Raw genomic sequence first — 15,449 nt, 5'->3', positions numbered from 1 at the left:
TTCAATACCGGCTTTTCCTCACATTATTTTGCCGTTTATTTAGGAGGTTTTCTTGACAATACCAGCCATACTCGCCCTTGCGGACGGCAGTATTTTCAAAGGAATCGCCATCGGTGCCACTGGGCACTCGGTGGGCGAAGTTGTTTTTAATACGGCGATGACCGGATATCAGGAAATCCTGACTGATCCCTCTTATGCTCAGCAAATTGTTACCCTGACCTATCCCCATATCGGTAATACCGGCACCAATGCCGAAGATGAAGAAGCTGCCGATATTTGGTCTGCGGGTCTCGTCATTCGTGATTTGCCGCTATTAGCCAGTAATTTTCGCAATGAGCAAAGTCTGCAAGACTATCTTGTCAGCCGGAATATTATCGGTATCGCCGATATTGATACCCGTCGCTTAACCCGAATTCTGCGTGATAAAGGCGCCCAGAATGGCTGCATTATGGCAGGAGAAGACCTGGATGAAGCCAAGGCCTTAGCGCTGGCCAAAGGCTTTGCCGGTTTAAAAGGGATGGACCTGGCCAAAGTGGTCTGCACCAAAGAGCAGTACAACTGGCAGCAGGGCAGTTGGGCATTACCCAGCGATCAGCTAACCGGTGATAGCTATAAAGAATTCAGCGATAAAGAATGCCAATACCATGTCGTCGCTTACGATTTTGGGGTTAAACGCAATATTCTCAGAATGCTGGTTGATCGTGGTTGTAAGTTAACAGTTGTTCCCGCCGAAACGCCGGCGGCTGATGTTCTGGCTATGAGTCCGGATGGCGTCTTCCTCTCTAATGGCCCTGGCGATCCAGAGCCTTGTACCTATGCTATCGAAGCGATCAAGCAGATTCTGGAGACGGATATCCCGGTATTTGGTATCTGTTTGGGGCATCAACTGTTGGCCCTGGCCTCCGGCGCCAAGACAGTAAAAATGAAGTTTGGTCACCACGGTGCTAACCACCCGGTGCAAAATATCGAAGACGGTACAGTGTTGATTACCAGCCAGAACCACGGTTTTGCGGCTGATGAATCCAGCTTGCCTGCCAACCTGAAAGTTACCCATAAATCGTTATTTGATGGCTCACTGCAAGGTATCCATCGCACGGATAAGGCGGCCTTTAGTTTCCAGGGGCACCCTGAAGCTAGCCCAGGCCCCCATGATGCGGCCCCATTATTTGATCACTTTATTGAGTTAATCCAACAGCGCCTTGCTTAAGCTGAATAGGTTAACGGAGAGAGCATGCCAAAAAGAACCGACATAAAATCCATCCTGATTCTTGGTGCTGGCCCGATTGTTATTGGCCAGGCCTGTGAGTTTGATTACTCCGGTGCCCAGGCCTGTAAGGCATTAAGAGAAGAAGGCTTTCGCGTGATTCTGGTGAATTCCAACCCCGCGACGATTATGACTGACCCGGCGATGGCTGATGCCACCTATATTGAGCCGGTAGAATGGCAAACCGTTGCCCGCATTATTGAAAAAGAAAAGCCTGATGCATTATTGCCAACGATGGGTGGCCAGACCGCACTGAACTGTGCGTTGGATTTGGATCGTCACGGTGTGCTTGCTGAGCACGGCGTAGAAATGATTGGTGCAACCAAAGAAGCTATCGATAAAGCAGAAGACCGCGATTTATTTGATCAGGCGATGAAGCGTATTGGTTTGGAAACACCGCGTTCTGCTATTGCCCACAGTATGGAAGAAGCACTACAGGTTCAAAGCCAGCTAGGCTTTCCCTCAATTATTCGCCCCTCATTTACCATGGGCGGTTCCGGTGGTGGTATCGCGTATAACAAGGAAGAGTTTATTGAAATCTGTGAGCGCGGTTTAGATCTGTCGCCCACCAACGAATTATTGATTGATGAATCATTAATTGGTTGGAAAGAATATGAAATGGAAGTCGTGCGGGACAAAAACGATAACTGCATTATTATCTGTTCGATTGAAAACTTTGACCCCATGGGTGTGCATACCGGTGATTCTATTACCGTAGCACCTGCCCAGACCTTGACCGACAAAGAATACCAAATTATGCGTGATGCCTCTTTGGCTGTACTGCGTGAGATTGGTGTTGAGACCGGTGGTTCAAATGTACAGTTTGGTCAGTGTCCGAATACAGGTCGTCTGGTTATTATTGAAATGAACCCGCGGGTAAGTCGTTCGTCTGCTCTGGCCTCTAAAGCAACCGGTTTTCCGATTGCCAAGGTGGCGGCCAAATTGGCTGTTGGCTACACGCTGGATGAATTACAAAACGATATTACCGGTGGTGCTACCCCGGCATCCTTTGAGCCGGCTATCGATTATGTCGTTACCAAAATTCCACGCTTTACCTTTGAAAAATTTGCCGAAGCCGATGCGCGCTTACACACTCAGATGAAATCTGTGGGTGAGGTGATGGCGATTGGTCGTACTTTTCAGGAATCTATGCAGAAAGCTCTGCGAGGTCTGGAGGTCGGTTCAGCCGGTTTTGAACACCAGATTGATACTGAAAAAGACGGTGCCCGCGATCAGTTAATTAAAGAACTTATTAACCCCGGCCCTGAGCGTATTTGGTTTGTGGCTGATGCTTTTCGTTCTGGGATGTCACTGGATGAAGTGTTTGAGTTTTCAAAAATTGACCGTTGGTTCCTGGTGCAGATTCAGGATATTGTGACCAGCGAAAACAATCTGAAAAATACCACGCTTAAGCAATTGGATGCTGACGCCTTATTCCGCCTGAAGCGAAAAGGTTTCTCTGATACCCGCTTATCGGTTTTGTTAAATGAAACTGAACAGGCTGTGCGCGATTACCGCCGTTCATTAAATATTCGCCCTGTATATAAGCGGGTTGATACCTGTGCTGCAGAATTTTCTACCAGCACCGCCTATATGTATTCCACTTATGAAGAAGAGTGTGAAGCGGATGTTAGTGACAAAGATAAGATTTTAGTACTGGGTGGTGGTCCTAACCGTATCGGTCAGGGTATTGAATTCGATTACTGTTGTGTACACGCGGCCCTGGCGATGCGCGAAGACGGTTACGAAACCATTATGGTGAACTGTAACCCGGAAACAGTTTCTACGGACTACGATACCTCTGACCGTTTATACTTTGAGCCGGTGACTTTGGAAGATGTCTTGGAAATTGTTGATAAAGAGCAACCCAAAGGCGTTATTGTCCAGTTTGGTGGTCAAACACCTTTGAAGTTGGCCCGTGATCTTGAAGCTGCTGGTGTACCTATTATCGGTACTACTCCCGATGCTATTGACCGCGCCGAAGACCGTGAGCGTTTTCAGCAGATGATTCAGAAGCTGGGTTTGAAGCAGCCGCCAAATACCACTGTACGTTCTACCGAAGAAGCAGTAGATGCCGCTGTTGATATTGGTTACCCCTTGGTGGTACGTCCCTCATATGTTTTGGGTGGACGGGCAATGGAAATCGTTTATAACGAAGATGAATTGCTGCGTTATATGACTGAAGCGGTTCAAGCCTCTAACGAATCACCGGTATTGTTAGACCACTTCCTCAATGCCGCGGTTGAGATAGATGTGGATGCGGTCTCAGACGGTAAAGAAGTGGTGATAGGCGCGATTATGCAGCATATCGAGCAGGCCGGTATTCACTCCGGTGATTCTGCCTGTTCATTACCGCCTTATTCAATCAGTCCTGAGCAGCAAGATAAAATGCGCGATCAGGTCAAGGCAATGGCGATTGAATTGGGTGTTTGCGGCTTGATGAATGTGCAACTGGCCGAGCAAGACGGCGAGATTTACGTTATCGAAGTCAACCCTCGCGCTTCACGCACAGTGCCTTTTGTTTCCAAGTGTATTGGTACTTCTCTGGCTAAAGTAGCCGCGCGTTGTATGGCGGGTACCTCTTTGGCTGAGCAAAACTTTACCCGGGAAATTGTGCCACCCTATTACAGTGTGAAAGAAGCGGTATTCCCGTTTAATAAATTCCCAGCGGTTGACCCCATCCTTGGGCCAGAAATGAAATCAACCGGTGAAGTGATGGGCCTGGGTGATACCTTTGCTGAAGCTTATGGCAAGGCGCAATTAGGTGCCGGTGAAAAATTACCCACTAGCGGCAAAGCGTTTATCAGTGTTCGCGAAGCGGATAAGGGTGGTGTAGTCGCCGTCGCTAAAAAGCTGGCTGATTTAGGTTTTGAATTGCTTGCTACCCGCGGTACTTTTAAAATTATTGAAGCTGCCGGTATCCCTGTCGACCTGATGAATAAGGTAGAAGAAGGTCGGCCGCATATTATCGATGCGTTAAAAAATGATGATATTAACTTAATTGTTAATACTACCGAAGGTAGAAAGTCAGTGGCTGATTCGTCCTCTATCCGACGTACAGCCTTGGCTAAAAAGGTTTTTTGTACAACTACGCTGGCCGGTGCTGATGCTGTCTGCGAAGCCATTAAAGTGACCACAGGCGAAAATTCTCAAGTACGTCGCTTGCAGGATGTCCACGGGAGAGTGACGGCATGAGTGATAGAGTACCAATGACGGTTGCTGGAGAAGCAGCTCTGCGTAAAGAACTAAATCGCTTAAAATCGGAAGATCGTCCGCGTATTGTACAAGCCATAGCAGAAGCGCGTGAGCATGGTGATTTAAAAGAAAATGCAGAATATCATGCCGCCCGGGAACAGCAGGGTTTTTGTGAAGGCCGTATTCAGGATATCGAAGGCAAGCTAAGCAATAGTGTTGTTATTGATGTGGCGGCGATGCCCAATACCGGCAAAGTTATTTTTGGTACGACCGTTACCATCGTTAATTGCGAAACCGACGAAGAAGTCACTTACACTATAGTGGGTGAAGATGAGTCTGATGTTAATTCCGGTAAAATCTCAGTGACCTCACCGATTGCCCGTGCCTTGATTGCCAAGGAAGAGGGTGATGTGGCGGTGGTCAAAGCACCCGGTGGTGATATTGAGTATGAAATTGATAAGGTTGAGCATATCTAAATACTTATTATGGTTATTGTTAAGAAGGGCTGGTTTCCGCAAGGGTACCGGCCTTTTTTTATGGTCCAATTTTGGCTTTATGTTTATTCGGTATACACTGTGGTAAAAATGCCTATAACTATAAAGAGACAATATGTTTATTAACTTCTGGTATCCCGCCGCGATGGCGGAGGAACTAAAGCAGCAGCCCATTAAGGTAAAGATGCTTGGGCAGAATATGGCTTTGTTTCGCGATGGAGAAGGGCGGCCGCACTGTGTCTCAAATATTTGCGTGCATCGCAATGCTTCTTTAGCCAATGGCTGGGTTCAGGAGGGAAAACTAGTTTGCCCTTATCATGGCTGGCAGTATAACGGTGAAGGAAAATGTACCTATATACCCTCTCTGGGCCCCGATGGTCAGGCTAATATGCCGAGGGCACAAGTCGATGCCTATCCCGTTGTAGAGCGCTATGGTTTGTTGTTTGTATTTCTGGGTGACCTGCCTGAGAATGAGCGTCCTCCCATTATGCCAGTGGATGAATGGCAGCAACCAGGGTGGCGTACAACCCTGAGTGAGTTTAATCAGAAGGCTTATTATCGGCGCGTTGTTGAAAATGCATTAGATTTTTCTCATCCTGAATTTGTCCATTTTGTCGGACGTAAAGGTGCAGACCCCAATTACTCCATGCCTGATTATGAGATAGTGAGCCATGAGTGGGGAGCCGGGTCGAGTATTAGTTTCAAGCGTCAGGCTAAGGGCTTAATGAAATATTTTCGCGATAGTGGCGGCGAGTCGGAAGCTGGCACAACCTTTTGGGGCCCTCATCAGTTTGTTACGCGGATTAAGATTGATGAGAAAATGAAGGCCTATCAATATGCTTATGCGTTGCCAGTCGATGAATATACATTAAGAGTTTTTTTGGTAAGTTGCCGCAGTTTCTTTTTGCATCCTTGGCTTGATCGACTTGCGGATTATCGCAATGGTTTAATTGCGGCGGAGGATCGCGAGATTACTGAGGCGATTGAGCCGATCATAGGGCGTGAAGGGGCAAGCGCTGATTTGTCGGTCAAATGTGATGCTATTCAGCTGTCTTATCGTAAGATGTTGGCGCAGTGGGAGCAGAATGGCTGGCGTATAGATACAGAAAAAATGGCGAGTATGTATCGAGGCAAAGATGCTTTAATGATTCCTGGCCCTGGCAGACGAGAGAGTAAAACTTGGGTATTTGATACCGTGCCAATGAAATAATCTGGATGGTGCGCTGAGGTTGGAGTTTGGGGTTTATGGATACTATAGAGCAACTGCTTACTAGATTACATGTACTTGTCGTTGATGATATGGAAGTGATGCGAAGTATGGTCAACAGTTGTTTGAAGGAGATAGGCGTCACTCATATAACGATGTGCTCCAATGGTGACTCTGCATGGCGAACGCTGGCTGGCACGTCTATTGATGTAATTATTTGCGATTGGGATATGCCAGGAAAGTCTGGTTTGGAATTGCTCAATCTTGTTCGAAGCTCAGACCAGCATAAAACGATTCCCTTTCTTATGCTAACCGCCACGACAGAAAAAGAAAGGGTTGCAGATGCTGTCAAGGCCGGAGTCAATGATTATCTGGCGAAACCCTTTCAATCTAAAGAGCTCGAATATCGAGTAGTTAAATTGCTGCGCAAAGTTAAGCAGTAGTTAAAACCCACGCTGCAGAAATTAGGGGACTATAATCTGGATATTGTCTTCCTCAATATTTAAAGGGTAAGTGGCTATAGGTTTTGATGCCGGCCGGCTTAATGCGCTTCCATCTTTGACATCAAACGCTGCTCCATGAAGTGGGCATAAAATCTTGCAGCCCTTTAACTTACCTTCACTTAATTTTGCTTCAGCATGGGAGCATAAATTATTGACAGCATAGAACCCCTCTGCGGTATGGCAGATTAAAATTTCTTGCTTATTGACTGTCACGCATCGTGTTTTTCCCTGAGGGATGTCGTCAGTTTTAGCGACGGTTTGAAAATGATTACTCACGTTAATACCCTTATAGATTTAAAAATTTTTCCAAGGTCAAATGCACTCGGCGAATACGGCTTTCTTGATAATTACCCAGTGTTGCCCCTTTGCGACTGGTTTTAAAACCTTGCTGCTGTAGTTGCAAGTTGTCGGTATCTTCATCGTAAATTGCACCTAACCAGCCTAATGCTTCCACTTCGGTATAGGACTGCTCTACCTCAAGTAGAATAGGTTCCGGTGGTTCGGGGTGTTCTGCTCCTTCCGGTAGCGGTTCCATAATCATTAAATCAAAAATGCAGCTATCGACATCATTGCCCAATGGACGGAAGCGATAAACCATAGGGATAAGGATGCCCGGGAAGAAAAACATATTGGGGAATAAATGGTATTCAATCGAATCCAATATCAAGCTATCACTGGTATTGGATAAATCCACGCCCAGTTCAGCTTTAAAATTATCGCGGGTCATTTGGGCGGCAACACTTCTGGCGGTTTCACCTTCCTCTAACACTCTGTCGTTAATCGCCAGCATTTCTAGCATTTGCTGTTCTGTTAGTGGTGGGTCACGCCATTTGTCACCAGGGTAATCCGATAATGATTGTGGGCTATAGTTGCCAATATTGTGAATAAAACGACTGACATAGTCGCCAAAAATATCATATTGAGCATTGGCACCGTTGGGCGAATTATGGGTTTCAAAATTATGGTAGGCCTCCATAAAGGCTTCTTGTGCGGCCTTCCAATTACAGGGTAGTTTTTTCTGCACATGTAATTTTATGCGGCGTCTTTCTAGAGGGAAATGAGAAAAATGTTCCGGCAGTACATCCAGATATTGCGCTAGGGGTTTGGCATCAGGGTCAATATTGATAAAGACAAAACCTCCCCAGATCTCACAGTTTACTTCCTGTAATTTATGGCTTTCTTCACTGACATGGGGGAAGTCCCAGCGGCCGGGAATATTATTGATTGAGCCATCGAGGTGCCATGACCAACCGTGGAAAGGGCAGGTAAAGCCCTGACTATAACCACTGCCTTCAGCTCCAAGCAGGCGGGTATTACGGTGAGTACAGCTATTGAGGTAGGCTTTAATCGTATTATCATCAACACGGGTAACAATGACAGAGTAATCACCGATATCATAGACTTGGTTATCGCCCTGATCTTGTAAGTGCTCTTCACGGCAGACCCATTGCCAGGCATTTGGCCATAATTGCTGCATTTCCTGTTTAAAAAACGCTTCACTGGTATAACGCTCCGCGGGGATGTCCGCATCGCCTAAAAAAGCATAGCTATTTTCCAGTAATGGGGCATCGATACTGGGGTCTGATTGCAGTGTATCTGCGACGCTAGGTCCTTCTGCCCGGGCTGAACCGGGTTTGCTGTTATCCATCTTGATAGCCCTGTTTATAGTTATTGATAAAGGTTTAGCTAAGTATGTGCTCCAAAGCTATTGCGGCACAACAGACTTTTGGCTGATTGGATTTAATAAAAAAAAGCGTAGTATGGTTGGGATAGACCACCATGGAGACAATAATAATGATTGAAACAGGACAAATAGCAGCCCCGGATGAGTTAGCTAACCGGCTGGCAATTACCGATATCTTGCATGGCCATTGCCGTGGCCTGGACCGCTCTGATGCCGACAGCCTGAAAGCCGTCTATTGGCCCGAGGCCGAAGTAGACTATGGTGCTTTTAAAGGCAGTGCCCATCAATTTGCTGATTTAGTGGTGGTGGCTTTAGCCGAACCCTATGAGCTTACCCAGCATACTATCGGTAATACCATTATTCAGTTTGACGGTGACCATCAGGCCAATACGGAGTCTTATGTAACCGCTCGGCATTTATTAGCCGATGGCAGCGCAGAAATGGTGTTCTCTGGCCGATATCTGGACCGTCTGGAACGTCGGGGTGATTGCTGGAAATTAATTCACCGCCAAGTGGTGATGGATTGGAGTCGTATGCACTCAGTGGTCGACGAGCGTGAGGGTGAAGCCTTTGCCGCTTTATCTAAAGGCGATCACGGCCCTAAGGACCCTTCTTTCCAACATTTTGTCAGCGGAGAATAACTGTGGGAAACACTGTAGAAAGTCTATTGGCCAAGCAGGATATTTACGAGTTGTCCTGTATATATATGCGGGGTCTTGATCGCACCGATGCCACCTTATTGCGTTCCGTTTTTTTTGATGACGCCTATTGTGAATATGGTTTTATTAATGGCAGTGCTGATGATTTTGTTAGCTACGCTATTACTGCACTGCAAGAGCATCAATCCAATCAGCATATGATCGGCAATGTGCTGATTGAGGTAGAGGGGGATGAAGCTTTTGGTGAGGTCTATTTTCGGGCTTACCATAAAGTGATGGTTGAAGAGGTTTACTACGATATTGTTATTGCTGGTCGCTATCTGGACCGCTATGAACAGCGAGAAGGTGTTTGGAAAATGGCCTACCGCTCTGAAATTGTTGATTGGAGCCGCACTGACCCCACCAACGACCCTTATTTCCAGCAGGCACCAGACTCCCTGTTTGGTAGCCGGCTGGATGATGCTGTATATGACCGTGAAGCACGCCGTAAGCAGCTGCCCTGATTATTCCTTGGCGCGCTGGTTGGCGTGCAAAATAACTTCGGCATCATCATTGTGGAAGGTTGTGTGCAGGCCGCTGGTGGTGATGCCGGCATCAATCGCTAGTGTCTGGCCGGTAATATAGCGGGCTTCATCGCTGAGCAAAAAGATAATACTGTCGGCAATATCTTCGGGCATACAGGCAAAACCCAGCGGGGAGGTATCGGCAATGGCCTGAGTGATAATGCCGGTATCGTTGCCCGCTAACGCCGCGGTTAAGGGGGTGACAGTTCCACCAGGGGCAACCGCGTTTATCCGCAGGCCATAGCTGCTTAATTCGCTGGCAGCGGACTTGGTTAAGCCCACTACGCCATGTTTGGCCATGGTATAAGTATGGGGGCCGAGGCCGCCCACAATACCGGCGGTACTGGCAAGAGAGACAATAGAGCCTTTGCCATGGGGCTTCATAATACGGGTGGCATGCTTAACACCGAGAAAGACTGCGCGGGCCAGTATCGACATAGTGCGGTCAAAGGCCTCAACACTGGTTTCGGCAATAGAGCCAACAGCACCGACAATACCGGCATTGTTGACCACGCCAGTTAATGGTCCCAATTCAGTATTGGCTCGCTCCAGAGCGGTGATAATGGCTTCTTCTGAGGTGACATCGGTCTGTTGGAATACAGCGTTTGCGCCTAGCTCTTCGGCCAGTGCCTGACCTTCCTGTTCTTGTAGGTCGGCGATCAGTACCTTGCCACCTTCTTTGATGATGGCTCTTGCTGTAGCTTCGCCAATACCGCTGGCACCGCCAGTTACAACAATGCATTGCTCATCAAGTCTGTTCATTATCCTTCTCCCTAGTTATTAGTATGCTGGTAATGTTGGCTATCATACCCAATAATGACGGCGAGGGACTCATCCTTTTGGCTGAGAAGAGGCCTTGGCTGGTTTGATATCGAATTTGGCCGTCACTTTTAGTCTTAATATTGATAATAAAACAGGAGTCAGCATGTTGAAGCCCATAAAGTTAGTGTTAGCATCCAGTGCCATTGTTGTTTTGGCAGCCTGCTCAAAAGCCCCTGAACCAGCGGTGAAAGAAGCAGCCGTTATTGACAGCAAACCCCAGCCTGTTGCTACGCCTGAGCCTGTTGCGGCCCCATCCAAAGAAGACCTTGAAGCCAAGCGCAAGCAGCTGCAAGCCGAACAGTTAAATCAATATCTTGATGAAGCCGAGGCATTGCTATCGGTCTCTTACCAGCGTTTGGAAAAGGGAGAAGAAGATATTGCCAGAAATTCCCTGCAATCCGCTTACAGCAAAATTCAACAAGCCAAAGCGGTTGATGCAGAAGATCAACGGGTGGGTGAAACGTTGGATTCTCTGGGCAATAAATATCTTTCAATGATTGAAGCGTCCGCGGATGATAGAGCCTATCATCGGGCAGAGGGTTTTATTGATGACTCTCTGGAGATGGATATTGATACCACGGATATACTGGCTGCCAAGGAACAAATCGGAAAAGATATTTTGAGAAAAGCGCGGCAGTTTGATCGTTTTTAATCACACTGTAACAGGATGGTTGTGCCGCTTATTACTGCGCCTCTAAAGCCTGCCTTATCGGGGCAATCGGTCTTATCCAGGGTTGGCTGCTCAAGGGTGGGGTAATAGCCGCAACGGCAGCTTGCGCTGCTTGATAACTGCTAAAAGTACCAAGGATAAGTACCTGCCAGGCTTCGCCATTTTTATCGATGGTGAGCAATTGAGGGCTTAACTGTGGATGCTGTTGTTTATATCTTTCGATAGTCTCTGGGTTACGCGCTGCTATTAATTGCACCACATAGCTGTCATTGGCCAAGGCTGTAGCCTGGCTGGCAGGGGGCTTGGTTTTTTCTGTCACCCTTTCAGCCGGTGCGGCCAGAGGTTCAGCCGGTGGGGTTGCAGATGGTGCGCGCTCTACAGTAGAAGCAGTAAGCGCTGTGGCTGCTGCTGTAGTCGTTGATGCAGTTGCTGTTGTAGGTGTAGCTGTTGATCGGGATGTAGCTGTTGATGTGGTTGATGCAGTGGTTTCTGCCTTCGATAAATCCCGACAAGTCCACTCCTTATCCCTGCCACCTTCGCAGCGCCATTGTGCGGCAGATTGTTGAGTGGCAGCTTGAGCTGAACCTTCAGCGAGTTGCTGGTTGGGGGCGCTGCTACAGGCAGTTAACAATATCAGGCCGGTTAGTAATAAAAGGTGGAATATAGTCACAGTGTCACTTCTAGTATTATCGATCACATCAGGATAGTTATTATTCTAGCACTTAGCCACCGTTCGCCAAATAGTTCGCTGGTTAATTAATGATTTAAACTGATAGCCGGGATAGGCATTAAGAATTAGTGGTAAAACACAGGCTAACACTATGATAAACCCCCGCATTTAAAAGAGGTGTTTAACATGATAATAGAAATGTCCGGTAAGCAAACAAAAACGCAAAACTATCTTAAGCGCTTTGCACAGCAGGCCTCAAAACGTTTACAGCGTTTTGGTGTGCCGATTAGTCGTATCCAGATACGGTTGGAAGATGAAGGGCAGGGCTCCCATAAACAGGACAAACGCTGTCTACTATCTGTGCGTGGCCAGGATGATTTTCATATTAATATAAAACAGCATGGTAAAACGTTTCGACAGGCTATGAGTGTTTCGTTTAACCGCATTGAACAGACATTGCGACGTCAACATGCTAAGCAGCGACAACTACGCAGTCGCCAGCGAGTGACGGCTATGCCTTTGATGGAGCCTGCGGTTTGATGATGCCGGCAGGTATTGAGAGCGTTAAGAGTCGCTATAAATAGCTACTTGGTTCCTGCCATTATTTTTTGCACTATAAAGTGCCTGGTCTGCTCTATCGATAAAATTCTCAGCCGTTTCGCCAATAATAAATTGGGCGACACCAAAGGAGGCGCTAATATTATCGAGCACCTTATCTGAATTTTTAATCTTCACTCTAAGCTGTTGCAGTTTTGTTCTGATTTTTTCGGCAACAGCGACAGTTTCGTCAATCGTTGCATTGCTGATAATAATCGCAAACTCCTCACCACCATAGCGCGCACCGATGGCATTGTCAGGACTATAATCCTGAATCAATTCGCCGGTTCTTTGTAATACCCGGTCGCCGATAATATGGCCGTAATCATCATTGAAGGATTTGAAGTGATCCAAGTCTGTCAGTATCAGGCAAACATTTTTAGCCACGGCTTCAGTTTGTAATAATTGTTCCAACTGGCGGTCAAAGGCGTGCCGATTGTAGAGTTGTGTTAGTTGATCGGTATAGGCGTTTTTCTCTGCCTGCTGTAACTGGTGTCGCAGGGAGGCAATTTCCTGATTTGCCACCTGCATACTCTCCATAAAGTGTTGGTTAGAGGCTTTGATATCTTCGCTGCTGCTGATCACCTTATCAACAATCTGGCTGACTTCCCCCATAGATTTAGCGGCTTTGAGTTGTTCCAGATGGCCGCTGAGCTCTTTATCAAAAACCTCCCCGCCATCCATCGTGTTATTAAGATTACTGAGCAGACCTGCGGCTATTTGGGTAATGTCTTTGAGTGCTTGTTGGTGGTCTTCCAAGTGTTCGCTAATGATGTAGTTAAAAAATAGCTCTTCACTCTGCTCTGGGGTTAACCCTGCTGTTTTAGTGGTTATACGATCTAATGCTTTGTTTAACGCTGGTATATGGTTGGCAACGTAGTTGTACCAAAGTGTGTAGTTGATTGGGTTGGCTGGTAGCTGTTGCTCCATCATATGAGGGATAGCTTTTTTGAGGTATTCGGCGGCGCTAGCCAAATTCTCTGGGTAGTTCATGAACGTATTCCTTTATTATTGCATTGCTACCATGCAATGCCTTTTCTATTAGCAATGTATGCCAAAATTCTATTTTTGCAACTTTGTCAAAATCAGTGCATTATTAAAAACTTCGACCTTATTAGCTTTTACAATATTACGTATAAGCATTTCTGTCGATTATAAACACACGCGGCGTTTGCCGAGGTTTATAAGGACAGGTCTATGAGTCGACGATGCAGTTTTTTAAGGAATGAAGTCTAGATGGCAGATGACCCAACCGGCCAACGCAAGGTTTTGCGTGCCGGTGGTATCAAACGTCGGAAGCAAATTTTAGAAGCAACACTAAGGGTGATTTTAAAGGATGGGATACGCGGTGTCAGACATCGAGCTGTAGCCGAAGAGGCCAAAGTCCCATTAGCTTCCACGACCTACTACTTCAAGGATATTGAAGAACTTCTCAGCGAAACTTTTCTATTTTGGAACCATAGTGCAATAATCTATGTGGATAGCATCCAGGATAAAGTCTTCGCACATATTAACGACAGTACCGCCGACCATATTAAAGACCCTGAAACTCGTACTAAGCTGGCTAACGTTGTAGCGGGCTTCGCTATAACCTTTGTGTTAGACCAAATCGAGGGCCACCTTGAGGATAGAGTGCTTGAGTTAGCTTTTCATCACGAGGCAACCCGGAACAAAAAATTACGCCATGTAGTGCGAAATCGCTTAAACGGCCATCGCGATAGTATGGAGCAGTTTTATCGGCTGCTAGGCTCTTCAAACCCTAAAGCCGATGCCCAGGTGACTATCAGTTTAATGTTGCGTCTGGAGCAGGAGGCGGTTATGGATGATGATGAAGTTGACACTGCCGCCATCGAGAATACCCTCAACCGTCATATCCAAGTGATGTTTCTAGCTGCGGTAAATGATTGATAGCTAACTGGTTTCTAGCTAGTATGCACCTCATCATATCGCGCTCACCTCGCTGTGAGCCTTAACCGCAAGCTACGATAAGACCCTATGGAGATTGTTCAAGCCTCCGCTATTACCTTTGCCATGTCCCAGCTGGTGCTGAGCGCTATTTTGCTGTTTAGGGCAGAGGGGCGGCAGGGGGCCTGGTCGATGCAGCGCCGACTTTATGGCCTGCTATTAATCGCCATCGTGGCTTATTTAATGGTGCCTGTAACCCGTGTATGGGGCCTTAGCAGCTGGATGACATCCCTCTCCACCGCCGTTCCTGGCATGTTTTGGCTGTTTAGCGCCAGTTTATTTGATGACCACTTTCGATTACGCCGCTGGCAGGTCGCATTGGTCAGTGTCTCGGTGTTTTTACCTATGCTGGGTAAATTGGCGAGTTCTGTAGAGAGTGGCCTGCCTTGGTTGGTGTTCTATATGCTGCCCCAGGCCTTGGAATTTGTCATGTTGGCGCTGACCTTATTGGTGGTAGCCAGGTTCTGGAAGGTAGATTTGATCGAATCCCGTCGTCGCCTGCGTCTTTGGTTTTGCGGCCTTAACGGTGTCTATATCTTCCTGCTGATTTTATTTCGCGAAGTGCTATTTCCCGGTGCCGATTGGCTGACCTCACTGCAGTATTTACCGGTAGGGCTGATGCTGCTGGCCACCAATGCCATTCTGTTAGAGTATCGACATGGCCTCTTGGATACGCGCCAGACCTTGTCTATAGCGCCAGCTCCAGTGGTATTGGACGGAGCCAGTGAGCAGCCAGCAGCGCCAACACCGGTCATTGAGGCCAAAGCCACGGTGGCTGCCGAAGTCGATCCGGAGCTAGTGGCACGTTTGCAAGCATTGGTCGAAGCCGAGGGAGCCTACCGCGAGATGGGCCTGACCATTGGCCAACTAGCCAGCCAATTAGAGATTCCAGAGTATCGCCTGCGCCAGACCATTAATGCCGGTCTGGGCTATCGTAACTTTAATGACTTCTTAAATAGTTACCGAGTCAAAGAGGCGGCTGAGCGTCTGGCCGACCCCACGCAAAAAGAGTTGCCGGTATTAACCATTGCTCTGGATATCGGTTTTCGCTCTTTGAGTTCCTTTAATAAAGCCTTTAAATCCACCTACCAAACCACCCCCACCGCTTTTCGCAAATCCCATTTACCCCAAAGTGAGTGATTACCCTTATAGCGAT

At 47.2% G+C, this 15,449-nt stretch carries 16 protein-coding genes; 11 read left to right on the top strand and 5 right to left on the bottom strand.

Going from position 1 to position 15,449, the window contains the following annotated elements; translation table 11 throughout:
* Nucleotides 1-52: 52 nt before the first annotated feature.
* The 5 genes from carA (at nucleotide 53) to BST96_RS03565 (ending at nucleotide 6,603) form a co-directional block, all read left to right on the top strand.
* Nucleotides 53-1,207, top strand: a complete 1,155-nt coding sequence (carA, locus tag BST96_RS03585; RefSeq protein ID WP_085757378.1) for a glutamine-hydrolyzing carbamoyl-phosphate synthase small subunit — start codon at nucleotides 53-55, stop codon at nucleotides 1,205-1,207.
* 24 nt (nucleotides 1,208-1,231) lie between these two features.
* Complete coding sequence (gene carB / locus BST96_RS03580) at nucleotides 1,232-4,459, top strand: carbamoyl-phosphate synthase large subunit (RefSeq protein ID WP_085757377.1); 3,228 nt, start codon at nucleotides 1,232-1,234, stop codon at nucleotides 4,457-4,459.
* Nucleotides 4,456-4,935, top strand: coding sequence for a transcription elongation factor GreA (greA, locus tag BST96_RS03575; protein ID WP_085757376.1), 480 nt, complete (start codon nucleotides 4,456-4,458; stop codon nucleotides 4,933-4,935). Before carB ends, greA begins: the two co-directional genes overlap by 4 nt.
* Nucleotides 4,936-5,068: 133 nt before the next feature.
* Nucleotides 5,069-6,163 (top strand): aromatic ring-hydroxylating dioxygenase subunit alpha, encoded by a 1,095-nt coding sequence (locus BST96_RS03570; protein WP_085757375.1) that lies wholly within the window; start codon nucleotides 5,069-5,071, stop codon nucleotides 6,161-6,163.
* 35 nt (nucleotides 6,164-6,198) lie between these two features.
* Nucleotides 6,199-6,603, top strand: coding sequence for a response regulator (locus BST96_RS03565; RefSeq protein WP_085757374.1), 405 nt, complete (start codon nucleotides 6,199-6,201; stop codon nucleotides 6,601-6,603).
* 21 nt (nucleotides 6,604-6,624) lie between these two features.
* Here the strand turns inward: BST96_RS03565 and BST96_RS03560 are convergent, their stop codons facing one another.
* Nucleotides 6,625-6,939 (bottom strand): Rieske (2Fe-2S) protein, encoded by a 315-nt coding sequence (locus BST96_RS03560; protein WP_169713899.1) that lies wholly within the window; start codon nucleotides 6,937-6,939, stop codon nucleotides 6,625-6,627.
* A gap of 10 nt (nucleotides 6,940-6,949) precedes the next feature.
* Nucleotides 6,950-8,311 carry an aromatic ring-hydroxylating oxygenase subunit alpha gene (locus tag BST96_RS03555; protein ID WP_085757372.1) on the bottom strand — a complete coding sequence of 454 codons (1,362 nt, stop codon included), beginning with the start codon at nucleotides 8,309-8,311 and terminating at the stop codon, nucleotides 6,950-6,952.
* A gap of 146 nt (nucleotides 8,312-8,457) precedes the next feature.
* On the opposite strand from BST96_RS03555, the gene BST96_RS03550 reads away from it, so the two are divergent.
* A complete protein-coding gene (locus BST96_RS03550; RefSeq protein ID WP_169713898.1) occupies nucleotides 8,458-8,988 on the top strand; it encodes a nuclear transport factor 2 family protein in 531 nt (176 codons plus the stop codon).
* Nucleotides 8,989-8,990: 2 nt separating this feature from the next.
* The gene (locus BST96_RS03545) at nucleotides 8,991-9,509 is read left to right on the top strand and encodes a nuclear transport factor 2 family protein (protein ID WP_085757370.1); all 519 of its coding nucleotides are present in this window, start codon (nucleotides 8,991-8,993) and stop codon (nucleotides 9,507-9,509) included.
* On the opposite strand, the gene BST96_RS03540 is transcribed toward BST96_RS03545, so the two are convergent.
* Complete coding sequence (locus BST96_RS03540; protein ID WP_085757369.1) at nucleotides 9,510-10,331, bottom strand: SDR family oxidoreductase; 822 nt, start codon at nucleotides 10,329-10,331, stop codon at nucleotides 9,510-9,512.
* A gap of 163 nt (nucleotides 10,332-10,494) precedes the next feature.
* Here BST96_RS03540 and BST96_RS03535 point away from each other — a divergent pair, with 163 nt between their 5' ends.
* Nucleotides 10,495-11,043, top strand: a complete 549-nt coding sequence (locus BST96_RS03535) for a hypothetical protein (RefSeq protein ID WP_085757368.1) — start codon at nucleotides 10,495-10,497, stop codon at nucleotides 11,041-11,043.
* 31 nt (nucleotides 11,044-11,074) lie between these two features.
* Here the strand turns inward: BST96_RS03535 and BST96_RS03530 are convergent, their stop codons facing one another.
* Nucleotides 11,075-11,731, bottom strand: coding sequence for an SPOR domain-containing protein (locus BST96_RS03530; protein WP_169713897.1), 657 nt, complete (start codon nucleotides 11,729-11,731; stop codon nucleotides 11,075-11,077).
* 186 nt (nucleotides 11,732-11,917) lie between these two features.
* Here BST96_RS03530 and BST96_RS03525 point away from each other — a divergent pair, with 186 nt between their 5' ends.
* Nucleotides 11,918-12,271 (top strand): HPF/RaiA family ribosome-associated protein, encoded by a 354-nt coding sequence (locus tag BST96_RS03525; RefSeq protein WP_085757366.1) that lies wholly within the window; start codon nucleotides 11,918-11,920, stop codon nucleotides 12,269-12,271.
* A gap of 24 nt (nucleotides 12,272-12,295) precedes the next feature.
* Here BST96_RS03525 and BST96_RS03520 read toward each other — a convergent pair whose 3' ends face one another.
* On the bottom strand, nucleotides 12,296-13,321 hold the full coding sequence (locus tag BST96_RS03520; RefSeq protein WP_085757365.1) for a GGDEF domain-containing protein: 1,026 nt from the start codon (nucleotides 13,319-13,321) through the stop codon (nucleotides 12,296-12,298).
* 243 nt (nucleotides 13,322-13,564) lie between these two features.
* On the opposite strand from BST96_RS03520, the gene BST96_RS03515 reads away from it, so the two are divergent.
* Both BST96_RS03515 and BST96_RS03510 read left to right on the top strand, forming a co-directional pair.
* On the top strand, nucleotides 13,565-14,236 hold the full coding sequence (locus tag BST96_RS03515; protein ID WP_085757364.1) for a TetR/AcrR family transcriptional regulator: 672 nt from the start codon (nucleotides 13,565-13,567) through the stop codon (nucleotides 14,234-14,236).
* Between the two features lie 87 nt (nucleotides 14,237-14,323).
* Nucleotides 14,324-15,433 carry a helix-turn-helix domain-containing protein gene (locus tag BST96_RS03510; RefSeq protein WP_085757363.1) on the top strand — a complete coding sequence of 370 codons (1,110 nt, stop codon included), beginning with the start codon at nucleotides 14,324-14,326 and terminating at the stop codon, nucleotides 15,431-15,433.
* Nucleotides 15,434-15,449: the final 16 nt, after the last annotated feature.

Origin of the sequence: Oceanicoccus sagamiensis (assembly GCF_002117105.1) — a bacterium.
Lineage (GTDB): Bacteria > Pseudomonadota > Gammaproteobacteria > Pseudomonadales > Dasaniaceae > Oceanicoccus > Oceanicoccus sagamiensis.
This window is presented reverse-complemented; position numbering and strand designations above follow the sequence as displayed.